The 16273-nt window shown below is 34.7% G+C and carries 13 protein-coding genes; 3 read left to right on the top strand and 10 right to left on the bottom strand.

The window, feature by feature from the left end; genetic code table 11:
• Positions 1-132: 132 nt before the first annotated feature.
• From AVL50_RS04985 to AVL50_RS04945, 9 genes are all read right to left on the bottom strand, one after another.
• Complete coding sequence (locus AVL50_RS04985) at positions 133-684, bottom strand: hypothetical protein (protein ID WP_062615374.1); 552 nt, start codon at positions 682-684, stop codon at positions 133-135.
• A gap of 66 nt (positions 685-750) precedes the next feature.
• Positions 751-3180, bottom strand: coding sequence for a phenylalanine--tRNA ligase subunit beta (gene pheT, locus AVL50_RS04980; protein WP_062615373.1), 2430 nt, complete (start codon positions 3178-3180; stop codon positions 751-753).
• 156 nt (positions 3181-3336) lie between these two features.
• Complete coding sequence (locus AVL50_RS04975; protein ID WP_062615372.1) at positions 3337-4395, bottom strand: GAF domain-containing protein; 1059 nt, start codon at positions 4393-4395, stop codon at positions 3337-3339.
• A gap of 27 nt (positions 4396-4422) precedes the next feature.
• The gene (locus AVL50_RS04970; protein WP_062615371.1) at positions 4423-4998 is read right to left on the bottom strand and encodes a methyltransferase domain-containing protein; all 576 of its coding nucleotides are present in this window, start codon (positions 4996-4998) and stop codon (positions 4423-4425) included.
• Positions 4999-5076: 78 nt separating this feature from the next.
• The gene (locus tag AVL50_RS04965; protein ID WP_062615433.1) at positions 5077-5667 is read right to left on the bottom strand and encodes a glutathione peroxidase; all 591 of its coding nucleotides are present in this window, start codon (positions 5665-5667) and stop codon (positions 5077-5079) included.
• An 82-nt stretch (positions 5668-5749) separates the two neighbouring features.
• Positions 5750-6172: a hypothetical protein gene (locus AVL50_RS04960; protein WP_062615370.1), complete on the bottom strand. Its 423-nt coding sequence runs from the start codon at positions 6170-6172 to the stop codon at positions 5750-5752.
• Between the two features lie 15 nt (positions 6173-6187).
• Complete coding sequence (locus AVL50_RS04955) at positions 6188-7162, bottom strand: M28 family peptidase (RefSeq protein WP_082795667.1); 975 nt, start codon at positions 7160-7162, stop codon at positions 6188-6190.
• A gap of 29 nt (positions 7163-7191) precedes the next feature.
• Positions 7192-7830, bottom strand: a complete 639-nt coding sequence (locus AVL50_RS04950) for a hypothetical protein (protein WP_062615368.1) — start codon at positions 7828-7830, stop codon at positions 7192-7194.
• Between the two features lie 150 nt (positions 7831-7980).
• Positions 7981-9807, bottom strand: coding sequence for a DUF885 family protein (locus tag AVL50_RS04945; RefSeq protein WP_062615367.1), 1827 nt, complete (start codon positions 9805-9807; stop codon positions 7981-7983).
• A 234-nt stretch (positions 9808-10041) separates the two neighbouring features.
• Here AVL50_RS04945 and AVL50_RS04940 point away from each other — a divergent pair, with 234 nt between their 5' ends.
• The 3 genes from AVL50_RS04940 to AVL50_RS04930 all read left to right on the top strand — a co-directional run bounded on the left by AVL50_RS04940 (position 10042) and on the right by AVL50_RS04930 (position 15588).
• Positions 10042-12747 (top strand): D-alanine--D-alanine ligase, encoded by a 2706-nt coding sequence (locus AVL50_RS04940; RefSeq protein ID WP_062615432.1) that lies wholly within the window; start codon positions 10042-10044, stop codon positions 12745-12747.
• Positions 12748-12758: 11 nt separating this feature from the next.
• Positions 12759-13592, top strand: a complete 834-nt coding sequence (locus AVL50_RS04935; protein ID WP_062615366.1) for a PASTA domain-containing protein — start codon at positions 12759-12761, stop codon at positions 13590-13592.
• A gap of 694 nt (positions 13593-14286) precedes the next feature.
• Positions 14287-15588 carry a porin gene (locus tag AVL50_RS04930; RefSeq protein ID WP_063850540.1) on the top strand — a complete coding sequence of 434 codons (1302 nt, stop codon included), beginning with the start codon at positions 14287-14289 and terminating at the stop codon, positions 15586-15588.
• Positions 15589-15652: 64 nt separating this feature from the next.
• On the opposite strand, the gene AVL50_RS04925 is transcribed toward AVL50_RS04930, so the two are convergent.
• A complete protein-coding gene (locus AVL50_RS04925) occupies positions 15653-16225 on the bottom strand; it encodes a hypothetical protein (protein WP_062615365.1) in 573 nt (190 codons plus the stop codon).
• Positions 16226-16273 lie beyond the last annotated feature (48 nt).

Below are 16273 nucleotides of genomic sequence, written 5' to 3'. Positions count from 1 at the left end.
TTATTGTAATCTATGTGAATATGAATATTAAACCGAAATTTTCTTCGATCTAAGTAAAATTCCCTTTTAAAGAATAAATGTACTTTAATTATTGGAATTTTATATCCTTTTCAGTCAAAAATGTAGCCTGCCTTAGGAAAGTCTCTCGATTTCCTCATTCAATAGCTCAATTTCTGTCTTATTTTCCTCTTGTTCCTTTAAAAGTTGTTGATTTTCTAATTGAAGTTTTTCAAGAGCCTCAGCCTTTGGTTTAAGGTCTCTGATTTCCATTTTCAATTTTTGAACCTCCATAATCGATGCTCTTTTTTGTTCATTAAAAACATCAATTGTTTCATTTTTTTCTTCGATCTCTTTCCTTAATTGATCAATGTCCTGATTCAGAAATTGAATGACACTCTGTTGCCCCTCAGAAAGCTGTTGTGCTTCATCTCTTTCTTGCTGCAAGACATTTTTCTCATGCATTAATTGATCAATCTGTTCATCTCCTTTGTTGATCAATTCCTGTAAACGATCACTATGTTCTTGTATATCTATTGTAGCATCTAACTGTTTTTCAGTTTTTATACGATTTTCATTTAATTGATGAATCGTAGTTTGTGCGTCTCTATAAAGTGCTTGCAGGGTGTTGATTTTTTCAACTAATAGTTTAAGTTCGTCGCTTAAATTGGGGATGACAGTTGACATAATTGATCGGAATTAAAAAATGAAACCACTCCCTTTTCATCATAAAAAGAGAGTGGTTTGATAGGACTACTTACGGATTACAGCACCAAGCTGATTTTCAAAAGCTTTGATTAATGCTGTCATACATTTATCAATAGTCTTATCGTTTAAAGTTTTATTTTCATCTTGAAGGATGAAGCTCACTGAGTAAGATTTTAAACCTTGAGCAAGGTGCTTACCTTCATAAACATCAAATACATTGACACCCTTCAATAATTTTCTTTCTGTTTTCTTTGCAATTTCCTGAATTGAAGCAAAGGTAGCTTTGTTGTTCAATACTAAAGATAAATCTCTACGTACTTCAGGGAATTTAGGCAATTCTTTGAATTTATAATCTGCACTGTACATTTTCACTAATGCTGACCAGTCGATATCCGCAAAGAATACTTCCGTTTTTACACCTGCTAATTTAGCTGTCTTAGGGTTGACCATACCCACTGTAGCAATTACTTGCTTTCTAGCAGTGTAAGTTAAGCCATAAGAGAAAGTATCATTCTTCACATATTCTTTAGAAATACCTTGAATATTTAATCTTTCAAAGATTCTTTCTACAATAGAAGAGATCGTATGGAAATCAGCATTTACAGCTTTTCTGATCCAAGATTCATCAGAAGAAGTACCAGAAACAAATAATGTTAGGTGTTCTTTTTCTGTGTAACCTTCTTCTCCTTTATGGTATGTTTTACCAAATTCAAATGCTTTGATATTCTTCTGCTGACGTCTGATATTTCTATCGATTACTTCAAGGCCAGAGAATAACATTGACTGACGCATTACATCTAAATCTGCAGATAAGATGTTCAAGATTTTTACATCTTTTGACTCATCGATATCCGCTAAACTTGTTGAATACTTGCTTGTAGTCAAAGAGTTAGTCATGATTTCGAAACAACCGCTTCCTGCAAGCATTTCAGTCACTTTTGTCTGAAGAATTTGCTTGTCTTTCTTAGGGAAACTCGCTAAGAAATCAGTTGATAATGACTCGTCTAATGCTACACTGTTGAAACCGTAAATTCTTAAGATCTCTTCAATGATATCTGCTTCTCTTTGAACGTCAACTCTATAAGGAGGAACTGAAACTTTGATTGTCTCTTCAGTACGCTCTAAAATAGAGATTTCTAAACCTTCAAGAATTGAGATGATTCTGTCTTGTGGAATATGCTGACCAATTAAACGATCTACATTTTTGAATTTCACATCAATAATGAAATTCTCAATAGGAGTAGGGTAGATGTCTACAATCTCAGAAGAGATTTCACCACCGGCGTACTCTTTGATCAACATTGCCGCATATTTCAATGCAGTGATACACATGTTCGGATCACAACCTCTCTCAAAACGGAATGAAGAATCTGTTTTGATACTGTGTTGCTGTGATGTTTTACGAACAAAGTCAGGGTGGAAGTAAGCACTTTCTAAGAAGATGCTCGTTGTTCCTTCAGTAACACCTGAATCTAACCCACCGAATACACCTGCGATACACATATCTTCAGAAGTATTAGCAATCATCAAGTCGTTACCTTTTAATTCTCTTTCTGCTTCGTCTAAAGTAGTAAACTTAGCACCTTCAGTAGCGAACTTTACGTTCACCTCGTTGCCCGTTACTTTTGCTAGATCAAAAGCGTGAAGTGGTTGTCCTAATTCATGTAAAACGAAGTTGGTAATATCCACTACGTTGTTGATAGGAGCTAAACCAATAGAATTTAAACGTTGTTTGATCCATTTCGGAGATTCTTTGATTGTAATTCCAGAAATTGTCAAACCAGTATATCTTGGACAAGCCTCTTCTGCTTGAACATTAACTTTTACAGGAGTAGAAGTATTATCTACTTTAAAGTTTTCGATTAATTCTGCTTTAGTAGCCTGCTTGATTTCACGATCCAATAATACTTTCAAATCACGAGCAGCACCATAATGCGACGAACCATCTACACGGTTTGGAGTAAGACCGATCTCAAAAACCTGATCATTTTCTAAACCGAAATATTTAGCAGCAGGAGTGCCGTTGGCTAAATCAGTATCTAAAACCATGATACCGTCATGAGAAGTACCCAATCCGATTTCATCTTCAGCACAGATCATACCTAGTGAAACCTCACCACGGATCTTACCTTTTTTAATTTTAAAACTTTCTGTTGGAGAAGGATAAAGCTCAGCGCCTACAGTAGCAACTACAACTTTTTGTCCCTTAGCGACATTAGGAGCACCACATACAATCTGTACAGGTTCTTCCCCACCGATATCAACTTTTGTAACTCTTAATTTATCTGCGTTTGAATGTTGTTCACATTCTAAAACCTCGCCAATAACTAAACCTTTCAGTCCACCTTTCACTTCTTCAACTTCACCGATTCCTTCTACCTCTAAACCAGAACTGGTTAAAAGCTCATCAATTTCCTGTGGCGTTTTGTCTTCTATATCAATTAGGCCTTTTAGCCAATTTAAGGAGATTTTCATATATCGCTATTTTTGCCGGAAGCGTTAAAAACGCCACCTTTTTATTTGTTTACTTTCACTAAAAATTATGGAATTGCAAAAATACAATTTTCCACGGCAAAAATAATAGGTTATTGCAAGTTCTTGCAATAACCTATGTTTTGTTTAGAATTTATATTAAAGTTGTCCCCTTAATTTTTGGATTTCTTCATTTTTTAGCTCGATTTCTCTTTCTAATGAAGCAATTTTATCCTCTTTTTCGGTAACAACTCCTGTAAGGTTTTCAATTTTGGCTTTGTAATTTTCCTCAGTAGTACTCATTTTCTCGAAAGCTTTTTTCAAAACCTCTTCATTATTTTTGGTTTTGACATTAACCGCTTCCATTTCTTTTTGCTTTCTGTGCATCTCTTCTTGAGTAGCTTGAAGTTCTTCTACGTTCTGACGCATTTCCTCTTCCTGTGCTCTCATTTGCTCTGCTTGTACCTGAGAATCTTCCAATAAAGTTTTCATTCTGTCAGAGTTACGAGTGGCTGCAATTGTAGAAGCGATTGTTTCACCTAACTTCAGTACAAACTCTCTTTGGAATTCAGGCATTTCCTTCAATGAAGCCAATTCAATCACCCCATAAACCTCTTCATTCATCAGCATTGGTGCAATGAATAAGTTGGTAGGTCTTGCTTGACCTAATCCACTAGAAATATTGACATATTGCTCAGGAATTTCTTTCAAGAACATCGGGCGTTTTTCAATAAAAACTTGTCCTACTAAACCTTCTCTTGGTTTTACATTTCTATTGATATACTTCTTTCTTTCATAAGCATAAGCAGAAATCAGCATCAACTCTTTCCTGTCATCTATGTTGTCATCTACAATAAATAAACCGCCTTGTGTAACGCCAAGGTAAGAAACAAGATTATTGATAATTTGATCACAAAGTTCTTCAAGGTTGCTTTGTGAGGTTCTAAGAATGTCAACAAATTTAGTTAGTCCTTCAGAAACCCATGCTCTTTCTTCTTCAATGACTTTCAATGCCTTTCTTTGAAGTCTCAAGGCGTTGATTGCTTCCAATAAAGGTTCCTCTTCTTTCTCACTGAATTCATAATCCTCCTTCTCTTCAAGCAGGGCATTACAATACTCTAAAGCATTGTCGAGATTTGCTCTCAACCTGCTGTTTTCTTCCTTTAATCTGGCATATTGATCAAGCCAAAGAACTTTAATACCAATTTGTTTATTCATCTTTAGAAAATTTCTATACCTTTTTAGCTACTTCTCAATACTAAAAAATAATTCATTCCCGCTTCTTGGAGGAATGCTGTTGTAGCATCTTTCTAGTGTTTTTATCTCAAATTTTGATTCAAAAAGAGATAAATACTCTTCTTTACTACCTCCAAAAGGTGGGCCATTTTTTGTTAGCTCAAAATCAAATAGCAACCCACTTAATTTACCACCTTTTTTCAGTAAACGATACATTTGCTCCACATATTGTTTCCTAAGCTTTGGATTCAAAGCACAAAAAAAGGTTTGCTCCAATATCAAATCAAAGTTATCAATTTCTAGCTGAAAAAAATCTTTACAGATCAATTGTTCTTCAGGGAAATCAGGACACCTAAGTTTGACATTTTGAAGAGGGGTTTCTGAAATGTCCAGAGCGAAACAGTTTTTAAACCCATTTTTCCATAGGTATTCTATTTCATAGCCATTGCCCACACCAGGAATTAGTATTTTTAATTCCTTGTCTGCTATTTGATCAATGTATTCTTTGAGAGGAGTGCTCACATAACCAATGTCCCAGCCGGTATTATTGGTTTTGTATTTTTCTGTCCAGTATTGTTTGTCCATAAATTAAGAAACCTTTCATCAATAAGCCTTTGAACTGAACTTACTGATGAAAGGTTTTTGTTCCAATGATTTAAAAAATTATTTTGAGATAGCGTTAATTAAATCAGTATCTGTAGGCTTAACATTGCTATTGAAAAAGTCTTTTAGTTCGCCTTTTTCGTTGATGAAATATTTACAGAAGTTCCATGATGGAGCTTCATCATTCCATCCATTTTCTTCAGGATCAGATAACCATCTATACAATGGACTTTGATCATCACCTTTTTTAACGTTTACTTTTTCCATCATTGTAAAAGTAACGCCATAATTCAGCTTACAGAAGGAAGCAATTTCTTCACTTGATCCAGGTTCTTGTCCTCCAAATTGATTGCAAGGGAAGCCAAGGATCACTAATTTTTCACCATACTTTTCATGTAGTTTTTGTAAAGCTTCATATTGTGGTGTAAATCCACATTTTGAGGCTGTATTTACAATTAAAATCTTTTTACCCTTAAGCGTTTGAAAGTCAAGATATTCTCCATTTAATTTTTTCAACTTGAAATTGTAAAATTGAGATTCTCTTTTTCTATCATCAAAAGAAGTAGATTCTGGACTAGATTTATGAACTTTTGTACATGCCAATAAGGCTACACAACAAGCAAGCAGAGCTATCGTAAAAATATGTTTCATAGGTTTGATAGATTTAGTAGTGTTCAAATAATGTTTAGTAATAAGCATTGATAATAATTGTAAATTTATGTATAAAATATAATTAATCCAAGGAGTTTATAAGCCAATCGGTTGCATTGTGCTCGTCGTCGAAGTATTGTAATTTAAAAAGATCTATTTCGCTGGTGGTTTTATCAAGAATCTTTTCAAAGGACATTTGAGAGAAAATATCTGAAGAAACAATAAATGCCATTTTCTGTAAACCAATTTTCTTGTTTAGGATTACACTACGCTCATTTATCCAATCTTGAGTGTCAGGTCGGACGTTGTAATAAGCTCTAATAGCATCTACTAAAAGTAATTTTGGAGCCATTTCTTCTGTTACTCTAAGGTATTGTAATACTTCATTTCTATATAATTCTTCAGAAATATTAATAGGAGTATTCCAAGTTGTTTTTAGAATTTTAGAAGAATCATCCCATTCAATTTTTTGGAAATCACTTTTGTACTTTTCGGAGTATTTCATAGTATTTTTCTAAGATTAAATTTGAGTTATAGCGTAAAAGGTACCTTTAATTACTTCGTTCATTTTTTTAAAATCTAAACTTTCTGGAGTATCACCTTTGGTATGATAATTAGGATTTCTAAAAAAGGATGTATCCGTGATCATAACAGCATTTTGATTAAAGTGCCAATAATTTCTATGGTCAGAATTGGCCAAGCCTCTTACACTTGAAGGAGCATTAATGGAATATATAGGTGTCTTCGATGTTTTTTTCATGGCGTGTTTCAATTCTTTTACAACAAAGTGGTTGGAAAGGTTTCCAACAATTGCAATAAAATTGGCTTCCTTGGGATAAATTTTATCTAGAAACTTAATAGGATAACTTTGACTGCCAGAGCGATCATCAAAATAACCAATCATTTCCAGACAGACCATTAACTTCGTTTTCACGTTATTGTTTAAATTACGTTCTGCATGTACATAACTTCCCATCCCTTTCGTGGTGAAAAAAGGCCTTTCCTCATTAGCGTAGGCTACTAACTCTATGCAGAAGTCCACTTTTGGTTGATGTTGCTTTAGTAAACGAGCAATTTCGATCATACCGGCTATCCCACTGGCATTGTCATCTGCACCCTGCTGATCACCAAAGGTGTCATAATGAGCACCTACAATAATTCTTTCTTGATTTGGATCTCCATAAAATGCAATAATGTTTTTATACTCTTCATTAGCAGCTTCAAAGGTTTGAATATGGGGGGCATAGCCAAAGCTTTTCAACTGTTCAAAGATGTAATCGGTGGCTTCTTTTTGAGCTTCTTTATTTTTATAGTTTCTATAATCACTTGTATTACAAAGTGCTCTTACGTGTTTTTCTAATTCTGAAGGACTGGATTGTATATCATTGGCGGTTTTGTCGGAATAGACAGAATGAGTAGGCATATACAAAAAGTAAATTCCTACAATTGGCAATAGAATAACAATAAATCCTAAAATATAGATAAGTGTGAGCATTTGGTTAATAACTTAAGTGAAGTGAGTGGTTAATCTTTCTGCTTAATAAAAGTGGAATCCGCTAGAATACTAAAATCTAATAGTCTACTCATTTTTATGGAATAGTTGATATTTATATCATTTCTTTCAGTAATGTCATAGCTAGTATTTTTACCGGATTTTTTATCTAGCTTCTTTACTTTTAAAATAATACCTTTTTCTGATAAAGGAATATCTAAGGTCGAAGATTCTTGAATTATCATCCAAAAACCTTTCTTTAATCCATAATTATTGAATTCAGAGTCTTGTGTGAGTACAATTTCTAAATTATGATTATCATCTTTATATACATTAGGTTGCTGTTCTATGAAGTTATATTTGATGTCTGTGTTTTTATTGGTATCAAAAAAAGACAAAGGGCCACAAATCGCATATTGACTGCTGTCTAGATTACAAATGACAATCATTTGATCTAGTTCAATATCAAAAACAATAATGTCACGAGCATCTAAAGCGGAGGTCATGGCAAAGTATTTTTCTTGTTTTGGAACTAGAATATAAAAGTCTTTACTTTCTGTTGGTGAAATTTGTTTTACAGTAAAAGCAAAATCAAAATGATACTGTTCAGGGTAAATAGATTTATCTGACTTTTCTTCTAAAAACTGTGCAAATGAGGAAATAAGTTTCATTGATTTTTGAGCTGAACAATGGTAATTCAGCGTTGAAAAAAAGAGGAATATTAGTACTGTTTTAAAAGAAAAGTGCATAAAAAAATCCATTACATTAGGTTCAAAATATTTCTAATGTAATGGATATGAATGGAATTACTAAATTATTTCTTATAAAGTAGCGGTATTTTTTTGAATGTACTCGTCCACCAATTTCTCTAAGATTGATAAAGGAAGAGGACCGTTACATAAAACCACTTCATGGAAAGTTCTGATGTCAAACTTTTCTTCCATTTCAAGCTTGGCTTTGTCTTTCAGTTCCAGAATTTTCATCATACCTATTTTGTAAGCTGTAGCCTGCCCTGGCATCACAATATGTCTGTCTACCATTTTTTCACACTGGCCATAAGCGGCAGGAGTGTTATTGACATAGTAGGCAATTCCTTCTTCCCTAGTCCATTTTTTGGCGTGAATACCAGTGTCTACAACCAATCGGCAAGACCTCCAAAGTTCCATGGCTAAGCGCCCAAAATCAGAATAAGGGTCGCTATAAAATCCAAGCTCTTTCGGAATAAATTCGGCATATAATCCCCATCCTTCAATATATGCAGTGTAATGTGCCTCTTTTCTAAACTCAGGGAGTCCCTTTAGTTCTTTGGTAAGAGCAATCTGCATATGATGCCCTGGAATACCTTCGTGATAGGCTAATGCTTCCATCTCATACTTTGGCATCTGGTTCATATCGTATAAGTTAGCGTAATAGTATCCTGGACGTGATCCATCAACTGCTGGATCATTATAAAAGGCTTTTCCTGCAGTTTTTTCTCTGAAAGCTTCCACCTTTTTTACTTCAATAGGCGCCTTAGGTTTAGTGATAAATAGCCCATCCAATTGTTTTCTCATATTATCAATGATAGAAGTGGCATCTGCCAGGTAGGCTTTTTTTCCTGCTTCCGTGTTAGGGTAATAGAATTGAGGATCTTTTTTCATGAAAACAAAAAACTCTTGAAGGTTTCCGTTAAAGCCTACTTTCTCTTTGATTTTTTTCATTTCACCATGAATTCGAGCCACTTCTCTTAGTCCCATTTGATGAATTTGCTCTGCAGAGAAGTTGGTTGAAGTAATTTTCTTCAAGCGATAGGCATAAAACTCATCTCCATCTTTCAGACGCCATACTCCTGCGTCATTATTTGCTCTGCGTTCTTGTTCTTCTAGTGTTTTAACTAGTTTTCTGTAAGTAGGAGCAAAGCTATGTTTCATAGCAAGATCAAATTTTTTGACTAAATCATTTTTCTCCTTTTCAGTGAGTTCAATACCGTCAATTTTAGTGTAGAAATCTTGTGCTATAGGGTGTGTTTTCTCCGATTTTGAAATAGGTTGTCCTTCCAGAAGGTTATTGCAGTCGCTTAATACTTTGGCAAAGAGAAATTTGGGTAGAAGGAATCCAGCTTCTTCGCTTTGAATAGCGTTTTGGATTTGCTGTTCCATCATTTCAGGTACTCTTTCTACTCTGCTGATATAATCCTCAGCGTCTTTTTTAGATTTGATTTGATGAAAACCGATTAAAAATGAAGCAGGGTTGCTTTGAGCACCATACATCTGGTTGAACGTATAATCGTAGTGATGAAAACGCTCTCCTTCTAAATCAAGATTAAGTTCGTATTTAAATAAATCCAGGCTCAATGCTCTGTCTTTGGAATAATCAGAAGGATTGAAAGCATTGACTTGACGAAGTGCATTTTTTTTGTTTTTGAGCTGTTCAAAAAAGCGTTTTTCAGAATAATCGTTCCATTGGTCATTGAAACGTTTGTCTCCTCTATAAGTGAGTGCTTCGGGTTTTTGTTCAAGATCAGCATTGAAAACACTGTCAAAAAAGATATCAAGATTAGTGTTTTGCTGCTCTATTCTGCTGACTTGGGCCTCATTTGTTTTTTGACAGCTCGAAAAAATTGAGGAGAAAAGTACAGCTGTTAGTAGTAGTTTGAAATAATTTCGCATAGTAAGTCCTTAAAAAGTTTAAATAATTATTTACAAAATCATATAAATTTTCCCTTAATCCAATTGAAAGTGAAAGAATTATCATGAATGAATCCTATTTTTATAGTCAAACCCTGAGAAGGTGTAGTATAGTGCTATTAGATAATAATTTTTCTTGTATTTTTGAGGCGTAATTGTCTAAAGAAAACAGAGGAAGAGCCTTTGGTTTTCTTTAGAAGCAGAAAAATTGATATCATGATCAAAGTAGGGATATTTTTTGGAGGTATTTCACGAGAGCGTGAAATCTCGTTTGCAGGCGGTAGAACTGTTTATGATAACTTAAACAAACAACTTTTCGAACCTGTTCCAATATTTGTAGATAGTTTAGGCCATTTTATTCATTTAGACTGGTCATATGTATATAAAGGTACTGTTAGAGATTTTTATCCACCGGTAAGCAGTATTCCAAGCGATTTGCAGGGGTTTCAAATGTATGTGGAATCTTTGGGTAAACTTTCTGAGGAAGAGGCTAGTGATATGGCTTCTAAAGTTGGAAAGAAAGTAAATCCAAATGAATTCGCACAGCTTTTTGATTTTGCGTTTCTAGCGTTACATGGTCCATATGGAGAAGATGGAAATTTACAGGGACTGCTAGAGTGGTATAATATTCCTTATTCTGGTGCAGGAGTGTTGTCATCTGCCATCGGAATTGATAAAATCACTCAGAAAAAACTGTTTACAGATTTACAGTTGACTACCCCTTCTTTTGATGTGATCACTGAAGAGGATTTAACTGCTGATAAAATCAATACAACATTCCAAGCCCTCAAAGCTAAATTAGGAATGCCTTTGGTGGTGAAAGCACCAAGACAAGGCTCTTCTTTGGGGGTAAGTATTGTGAAAGAAGACAACTCAGAAGCATTTCTTAAGGCAGCGAAAAAGTCCCTCTTTATTGAGGAGATTGAACAATCGTACTGGAAAGAATTAGATGAGGAAGAAAAAGTGCGTTACATCCATGATTTCACGGATGTACGTCTTGGAATTGGCTTGCCTGTTTATGTGCTAGGTAATGACGATTTGGTGATTTACGATCCAAAATCATTATTAGAGTACTTGAACGAACAACTCATCACAGAGAATAATGCGAAAGTAGCCCTTCAATCTTTAGATGCGGAAGAAGCATTGCTGATTGAAGAACATATAAAAGGTAGAGAATTTTCATGTATCGTTATTGAAGACGAAAATGGAAACCCTTTGGCCTTGCCTCCAACAGAAATTGTAAGAGGAAATGAAGGTGTTTTTGATTACAGATCGAAATACCTTCCGGGTATGAGCCGTAAAGTGACACCGATTGACTTGCCGATTGAAAAGGTAAGAGAAATTCAGGCAGATTGTGAAAACTTGTATAAAAAATTACAATTTGATGTTTATGCTCGTATTGATGGTTTTGTGACAGAAGAAGGAACGGTCTATTTGAATGATCCGAACACTACTTCTGGTATGATGCCTTCGTCTTTCTTTTTTCATCAGGCGGCAGAAATTGGTTTAAATCCATCACAATTCTTGACTTTCATTATCCGTACGTCATTAGCTTGTAGGATTCGATCAGGAAAAAATACAAGAGTGTCGAAGCCTATGTTGAAGAATTTGGATCATCAGATTGAAGCTTTGAGTGTGGCAGACCAACAAACTAAGAAGATAGGAGTGATCATGGGAGGTTATTCTTCAGAGCGTCACATCTCTGTTGAAAGTGGAAGAAACATTTTTGAGAAATTAGCTTCATCAGATAAATATGAGGCTATCCCGATTTTCTTGACAGGCTCTGCTGATCATCATGAATTGTATGAGTTGCCGATTAATATTATGTTGAAGGACAATGCTGATGATATCAAGTTGAAAATCAATCAGGCCCTGAACGGAGAAAAGCACGACGTATTGGTGGAAGCCATTCAAAAAGCAAAACCTATTACTCAAAAGTACGCGGCGGATGCTTGTTTTGATCCAAAACCTTTGAATTATGATCTTCTGAAAGAAAGAGTTGATGCGGTATTTATTGCATTGCACGGAAGGCCAGGTGAGGATGGAGCTGTTCAGAAGCACCTTAATGTAAAAGGAATTCCTTACAATGGTTCTGATGTTGACAGTTCAGAAATTACTATTGATAAATATCTGACTACAGAGATTCTTCGTAAATCGGGTGTTTTTGTAGCAGAACACATGTTGTTACAGAAAGAGGCTTGGTTGGCCAATGCTTCAGATGCAATTGATCAAGTAGAAAAGGATTTCAAATACCCATTGATTGCAAAACCTGCCGATGATGGTTGTAGTTCTGCAGTAATGATGATTAAGTCAAGAATGCAGTTGGAACACTTTGCAGAAGCTATTTTCAGAGAAAGTGAAGAAGTGGAAGAAAGCTTAAGACTGAAGCTTGATTTAGATAAAAACGAAGAGTTTCCAAGTAAAACATGTATTCTGATTGAGGAATTGATCAGTCCATTGGATTCTGATCATTTCTTGGAAATTACAGGAGGTATGCTTACGAAATGGCATGAAGATGGATCACGTACTTATGAGGTATTTGAACCTTCAGAAGCTTTGGCAAGTGGAGAGATTCTTTCATTAGAAGAAAAATTCTTGGCTGGCGAAGGTCAGAATATCACTCCTCCACGTTTTTCTCCAGATGCAGCAGAACAGCAATGGATCTCTGATGCAGTAAGAAAAGACTTGGAACATGTAGCTAAAGAATTAAATGTTCAAGGCTACTGTAGAATTGATGCTTTTGTGAGAATTTGGAAAGCGGAGAAAAGAGTAGAAACTATTGTCATTGAGGTGAACTCTCTACCAGGTATGACACCTGCTACTTGTATTTTCCACCAAGCGGCAATTAACGGCTATAAGCCTTTTGATTTTATTGATAGTATTTTAGATTACGGAATAAAAAGAACTGAAGCTAAATCATAGCTAAATTAATTATGGATAAAGACAAACTGAAAAAGTTAATTTTTGGAGATACTCCATCTGCATTATTGATTAATGTAGTTTTAATGGTCGTAGCCGCTTTTGTAGTGGCGATCATGTTTTTCTATTTATATCTACCTGCATCAACAAAACACGGTCAGACTGTAACCGTTCCTGATATTGATAGTTTATCTATTGAAGATGCTACCAAAAGATTGGAGTCGGCAGGGTTAAGGTATGAAATCTTTGATTCTTCAGCTGTCAACTATAATCCAGATCTTCCTTATCTAACAGTTTTATCTCAAACACCCGTTTCAGGTGAAAAGGTAAAAGACAACAGGAAAATCTATTTAACAGTCAATCCTTCAAAACCTGCTGCTATCAAATTACCAGATTTGATTGATGGTTCATTGAAAAATGCAGTGGTGAGAATTAAAAACTTAGGATTGAAAATTGGTTCAATTGAAAGAAAGCCAGATAAGTTTGTCAATAATGTTATTGGTGTAAGTTACAAAGGAAGGTCTATTTCAAAAGAGGAATTGATCAGAGGTTTTAAAGTATTGAAAGGTACTGAAGTGGACTTAGTAGTAGGTGACGGAATGGGTAACCCGCTGACAAAAGTTCCAAACCTTATTGGTATGACTGAAGGAGATGCAGAGTTTACTTTGTATGGTTTAGGCTTGGGTGTAGGTAGAGTACAATACGTACAACATGATACTATTCCTGGTGTAGTAGTAAGGCAATCTCCTCATTCAAAAGTAAATGAAGAGACAGGTAGATACCCTAAGATTAGATTAGGAAGAACAATTGATCTTTGGGTATCTGAGTTTTCAGGAAATAAGAAATAATTGATATTAATATATAAGACCTTAAGAGAGGCTGTTCCATGTTTTGGAGCAGCTTTTTTTATTGAAAAATTGTAATAAATATCTTCTTCATAAGAAGAATATAAATGTTGTTGTACCTAACAAGCTTTTGACTTCATGGCTTGTGTTTATTTATACTTTACCTCTCTCATTTTCTTAAATGTGTGTGACTAATGGTACAGATTCTAATAAAGGAATTTTCATCAATCTCCATTTTCTTCACTAATCATTCTTCAACAATAATTTGCTTAAAATTTTATATATGTCTACACTTTGTTATTTTTGAGATATTAACATAATGTTACTCAATTTTTTTATTCCTGCTATTATAAACTAAATGAAACATTGGGTTAATCATGATGTAATTTAAGATGTGAATTTGTTTTCGTTAAGTTAAAATTAACTTAACATATGTAAATGTTTAAATTTAGAATTAATTGTCTAGTTGACGTTTAAATACTGATTTTGAGGGGTTAAATATAGTTTTAAATGAATGTTAATATTCTTTTGGTTAGGCTATTTAAAAAAAGTAGAAACATAATGTACATATTAGATCTGTAAATATTTCCTCAAAATGTATCTAGTGTTAACTGTATATTAATTGTTAAGTAAATTGAAAATTGTAAGATAAATCGCCTTAACATTGCACTCGCAAACACATAGTACTTGATTTTAGATGGAACAGTTATCACAACAATCATTAATTAAAAGACTAATCTTATCATGTCTTTTAATTCTTAACACAGCCTCATTATTATCTGCACAAGACACTTCAATTGACGATGAAGTGAAAGTTGATTCTTTATTCAGCCCAGATCAAGATGGTGAGGGATTAATCCAAAAGTCTTTACCAAAAGACTGGACGGATAGAATTAAGGTAAGTGGTTATATTCAAGCAAGATATAACGGCCTTTTTGAGACGAACCCCAATTTGACAGTCCCTCAAATGGACAAGAACTGGGGTGCTGATAAAGGTATCTCATTACGACGTGTTCGTTTGAAAGTCAGTGGTTGGTTATTAGACAATGTCTATGTTTATATGCAAGCTGATTTTGCAGGCTCGCCTACCTTAAGAGATGCTTACATGGATTTGTATTTTGATCATCATAAATCGACTTGGATAAGAGTGGGTCAAAGTAAAGTTCCTTTCGGCTTCGAAAACATGCAATCTTCTCAATTTCGTATTCCTTTGGACCGTTCAGACCCAATCAACTCCGCTTTGCCAAATGAGCGTGATCTAATGGCTGTTTTATACCATACTCCTCGTAAAGTCAGAAAGGTATATGAGTACATGAAAGAAAATAACCTTAAGCACAGTGGTAACTATGGTACATTTGCACTTGGTGCATTTAACGGACAAGGAATTAACGTTCCTGATAAAAATGATAACCTGCATTTGGTAGGTCGAGTATCATGGCCTTTCCAATTTAATAATAATCAAATCATGGAGCTTTCTGTTCATGGTTATGCTGGTCAATATGTTTTACCTAATACATCTCAAGGCTTAGAGGCTGAAATTGAAAACAGCAATGGAGAAACTGAAGTGATCTATGCTGCTGGACACAACTTTAAAGATGCAAGAGTCGGAGGTACTTTTGTGTGGTATCCTCAGCCGATTGGTTTCCAAGCAGAATATAACTATGGTATTGGTCCAGAATATGATCCTGAATCTAACAGAGTGAAAGAACAGAACTTACATGGTGGTTATGCAATGTTGTATGGTAAAATCAATTATGGCAAGCATACATTCTTTCCTTTCTCAAGATACCTGTATTATCATGGTGGTAAGAAGTTTGAGCTAGATGCAAGAAGCTACAGAGTAAATGATTTGGAAATTGGTGTAGAGTGGCAACCTAACAGAGCATATGAGATTGTGGCAATGTATGTGATTGCAGACAGAACGTACATCGATTCTCAACTTCCAGTCAATGATCAGGCGGGTAATTTATTGAGAATTCAAATGCAGATTAACTTCTAATAAGCATTAATTTTAATATAAAAAGAGAGTCATTTTTGAGTTATTCAAAGGTGACTCTTTTGGATTAAAAACGTTTTCCAATAGCCAAACCAAAGGTAAAGGCATCATAAGAACCATTTTCTCCTCTGAACTTTAATTCATAACTCAGCATAGGTGTAACATCCCATCCACCTTCCCCTGCAATAGGAAATTCTCTTTCAATTGAAGTTTTGAAAACAGCAAAGTTTTTGTGTTGCTCTATTTCAATACCTGGACCAATACCAATAACCCATAAGTGTGCGAATTCAATAAATCCCATTAGCGCTCCTATATAAACATATTCTCTTTCCAGTTCTTCTCCATGTCGAGTTTCGATAACATAGTTCTGAAGTTCCAAGTCATTAGAAATGCCAATGGCAAAATGGTGGGAAAACCAATATTCATATTCCAATCCAATGGTAGGTACAATCAGTGTATTGGTTTGATTATTTCCTGAAAACCCTTTTGGTACATAACTGTGCCCCCAGAGTAGAGCGACTCTATGATGTTTCAATTTACCATGTGCTTCTTCTCTTCCGTGTATTTTTTCATGGGTTTCTTGAGCAAAGGTAAGGGAGATAATTAAAGAAAATAGAATACAGAAAGTAATTGATTTCATAGGTGTTGAGAAATAAAAAGTGAATGCTTCTCTAAATTAAAGAAAACA

This window comes from Flammeovirga sp. SJP92, assembly GCF_001583495.1.
Lineage (GTDB): Bacteria > Bacteroidota > Bacteroidia > Cytophagales > Flammeovirgaceae > Flammeovirga.
The sequence above is the reverse complement of the archived record's forward strand: the minus strand, read 5'-3'. Positions and strand labels throughout refer to the sequence as shown.

Coding starts and splice junctions, on each gene's coding strand:
- AVL50_RS04985 (WP_062615374.1), bottom strand. CDS start 684: ATGTCAACTGTCATCCCCAATTTAAGCGACGAACTTAAACTATTAGTT.
- pheT (WP_062615373.1), bottom strand. CDS start 3,180: ATGAAAATCTCCTTAAATTGGCTAAAAGGCCTAATTGATATAGAAGAC.
- AVL50_RS04975 (WP_062615372.1), bottom strand. CDS start 4,395: ATGAATAAACAAATTGGTATTAAAGTTCTTTGGCTTGATCAATATGCC.
- AVL50_RS04970 (WP_062615371.1), bottom strand. CDS start 4,998: ATGGACAAACAATACTGGACAGAAAAATACAAAACCAATAATACCGGC.
- AVL50_RS04965 (WP_062615433.1), bottom strand. CDS start 5,667: ATGAAACATATTTTTACGATAGCTCTGCTTGCTTGTTGTGTAGCCTTA.
- AVL50_RS04960 (WP_062615370.1), bottom strand. CDS start 6,172: ATGAAATACTCCGAAAAGTACAAAAGTGATTTCCAAAAAATTGAATGG.
- AVL50_RS04955 (WP_082795667.1), bottom strand. CDS start 7,162: ATGCTCACACTTATCTATATTTTAGGATTTATTGTTATTCTATTGCCA.
- AVL50_RS04950 (WP_062615368.1), bottom strand. CDS start 7,830: ATGAAACTTATTTCCTCATTTGCACAGTTTTTAGAAGAAAAGTCAGAT.
- AVL50_RS04945 (WP_062615367.1), bottom strand. CDS start 9,807: ATGCGAAATTATTTCAAACTACTACTAACAGCTGTACTTTTCTCCTCA.
- AVL50_RS04940 (WP_062615432.1), top strand. CDS start 10,042: ATGATCAAAGTAGGGATATTTTTTGGAGGTATTTCACGAGAGCGTGAA.
- AVL50_RS04935 (WP_062615366.1), top strand. CDS start 12,759: ATGGATAAAGACAAACTGAAAAAGTTAATTTTTGGAGATACTCCATCT.
- AVL50_RS04930 (WP_063850540.1), top strand. CDS start 14,287: ATGGAACAGTTATCACAACAATCATTAATTAAAAGACTAATCTTATCA.
- AVL50_RS04925 (WP_062615365.1), bottom strand. CDS start 16,225: ATGAAATCAATTACTTTCTGTATTCTATTTTCTTTAATTATCTCCCTT.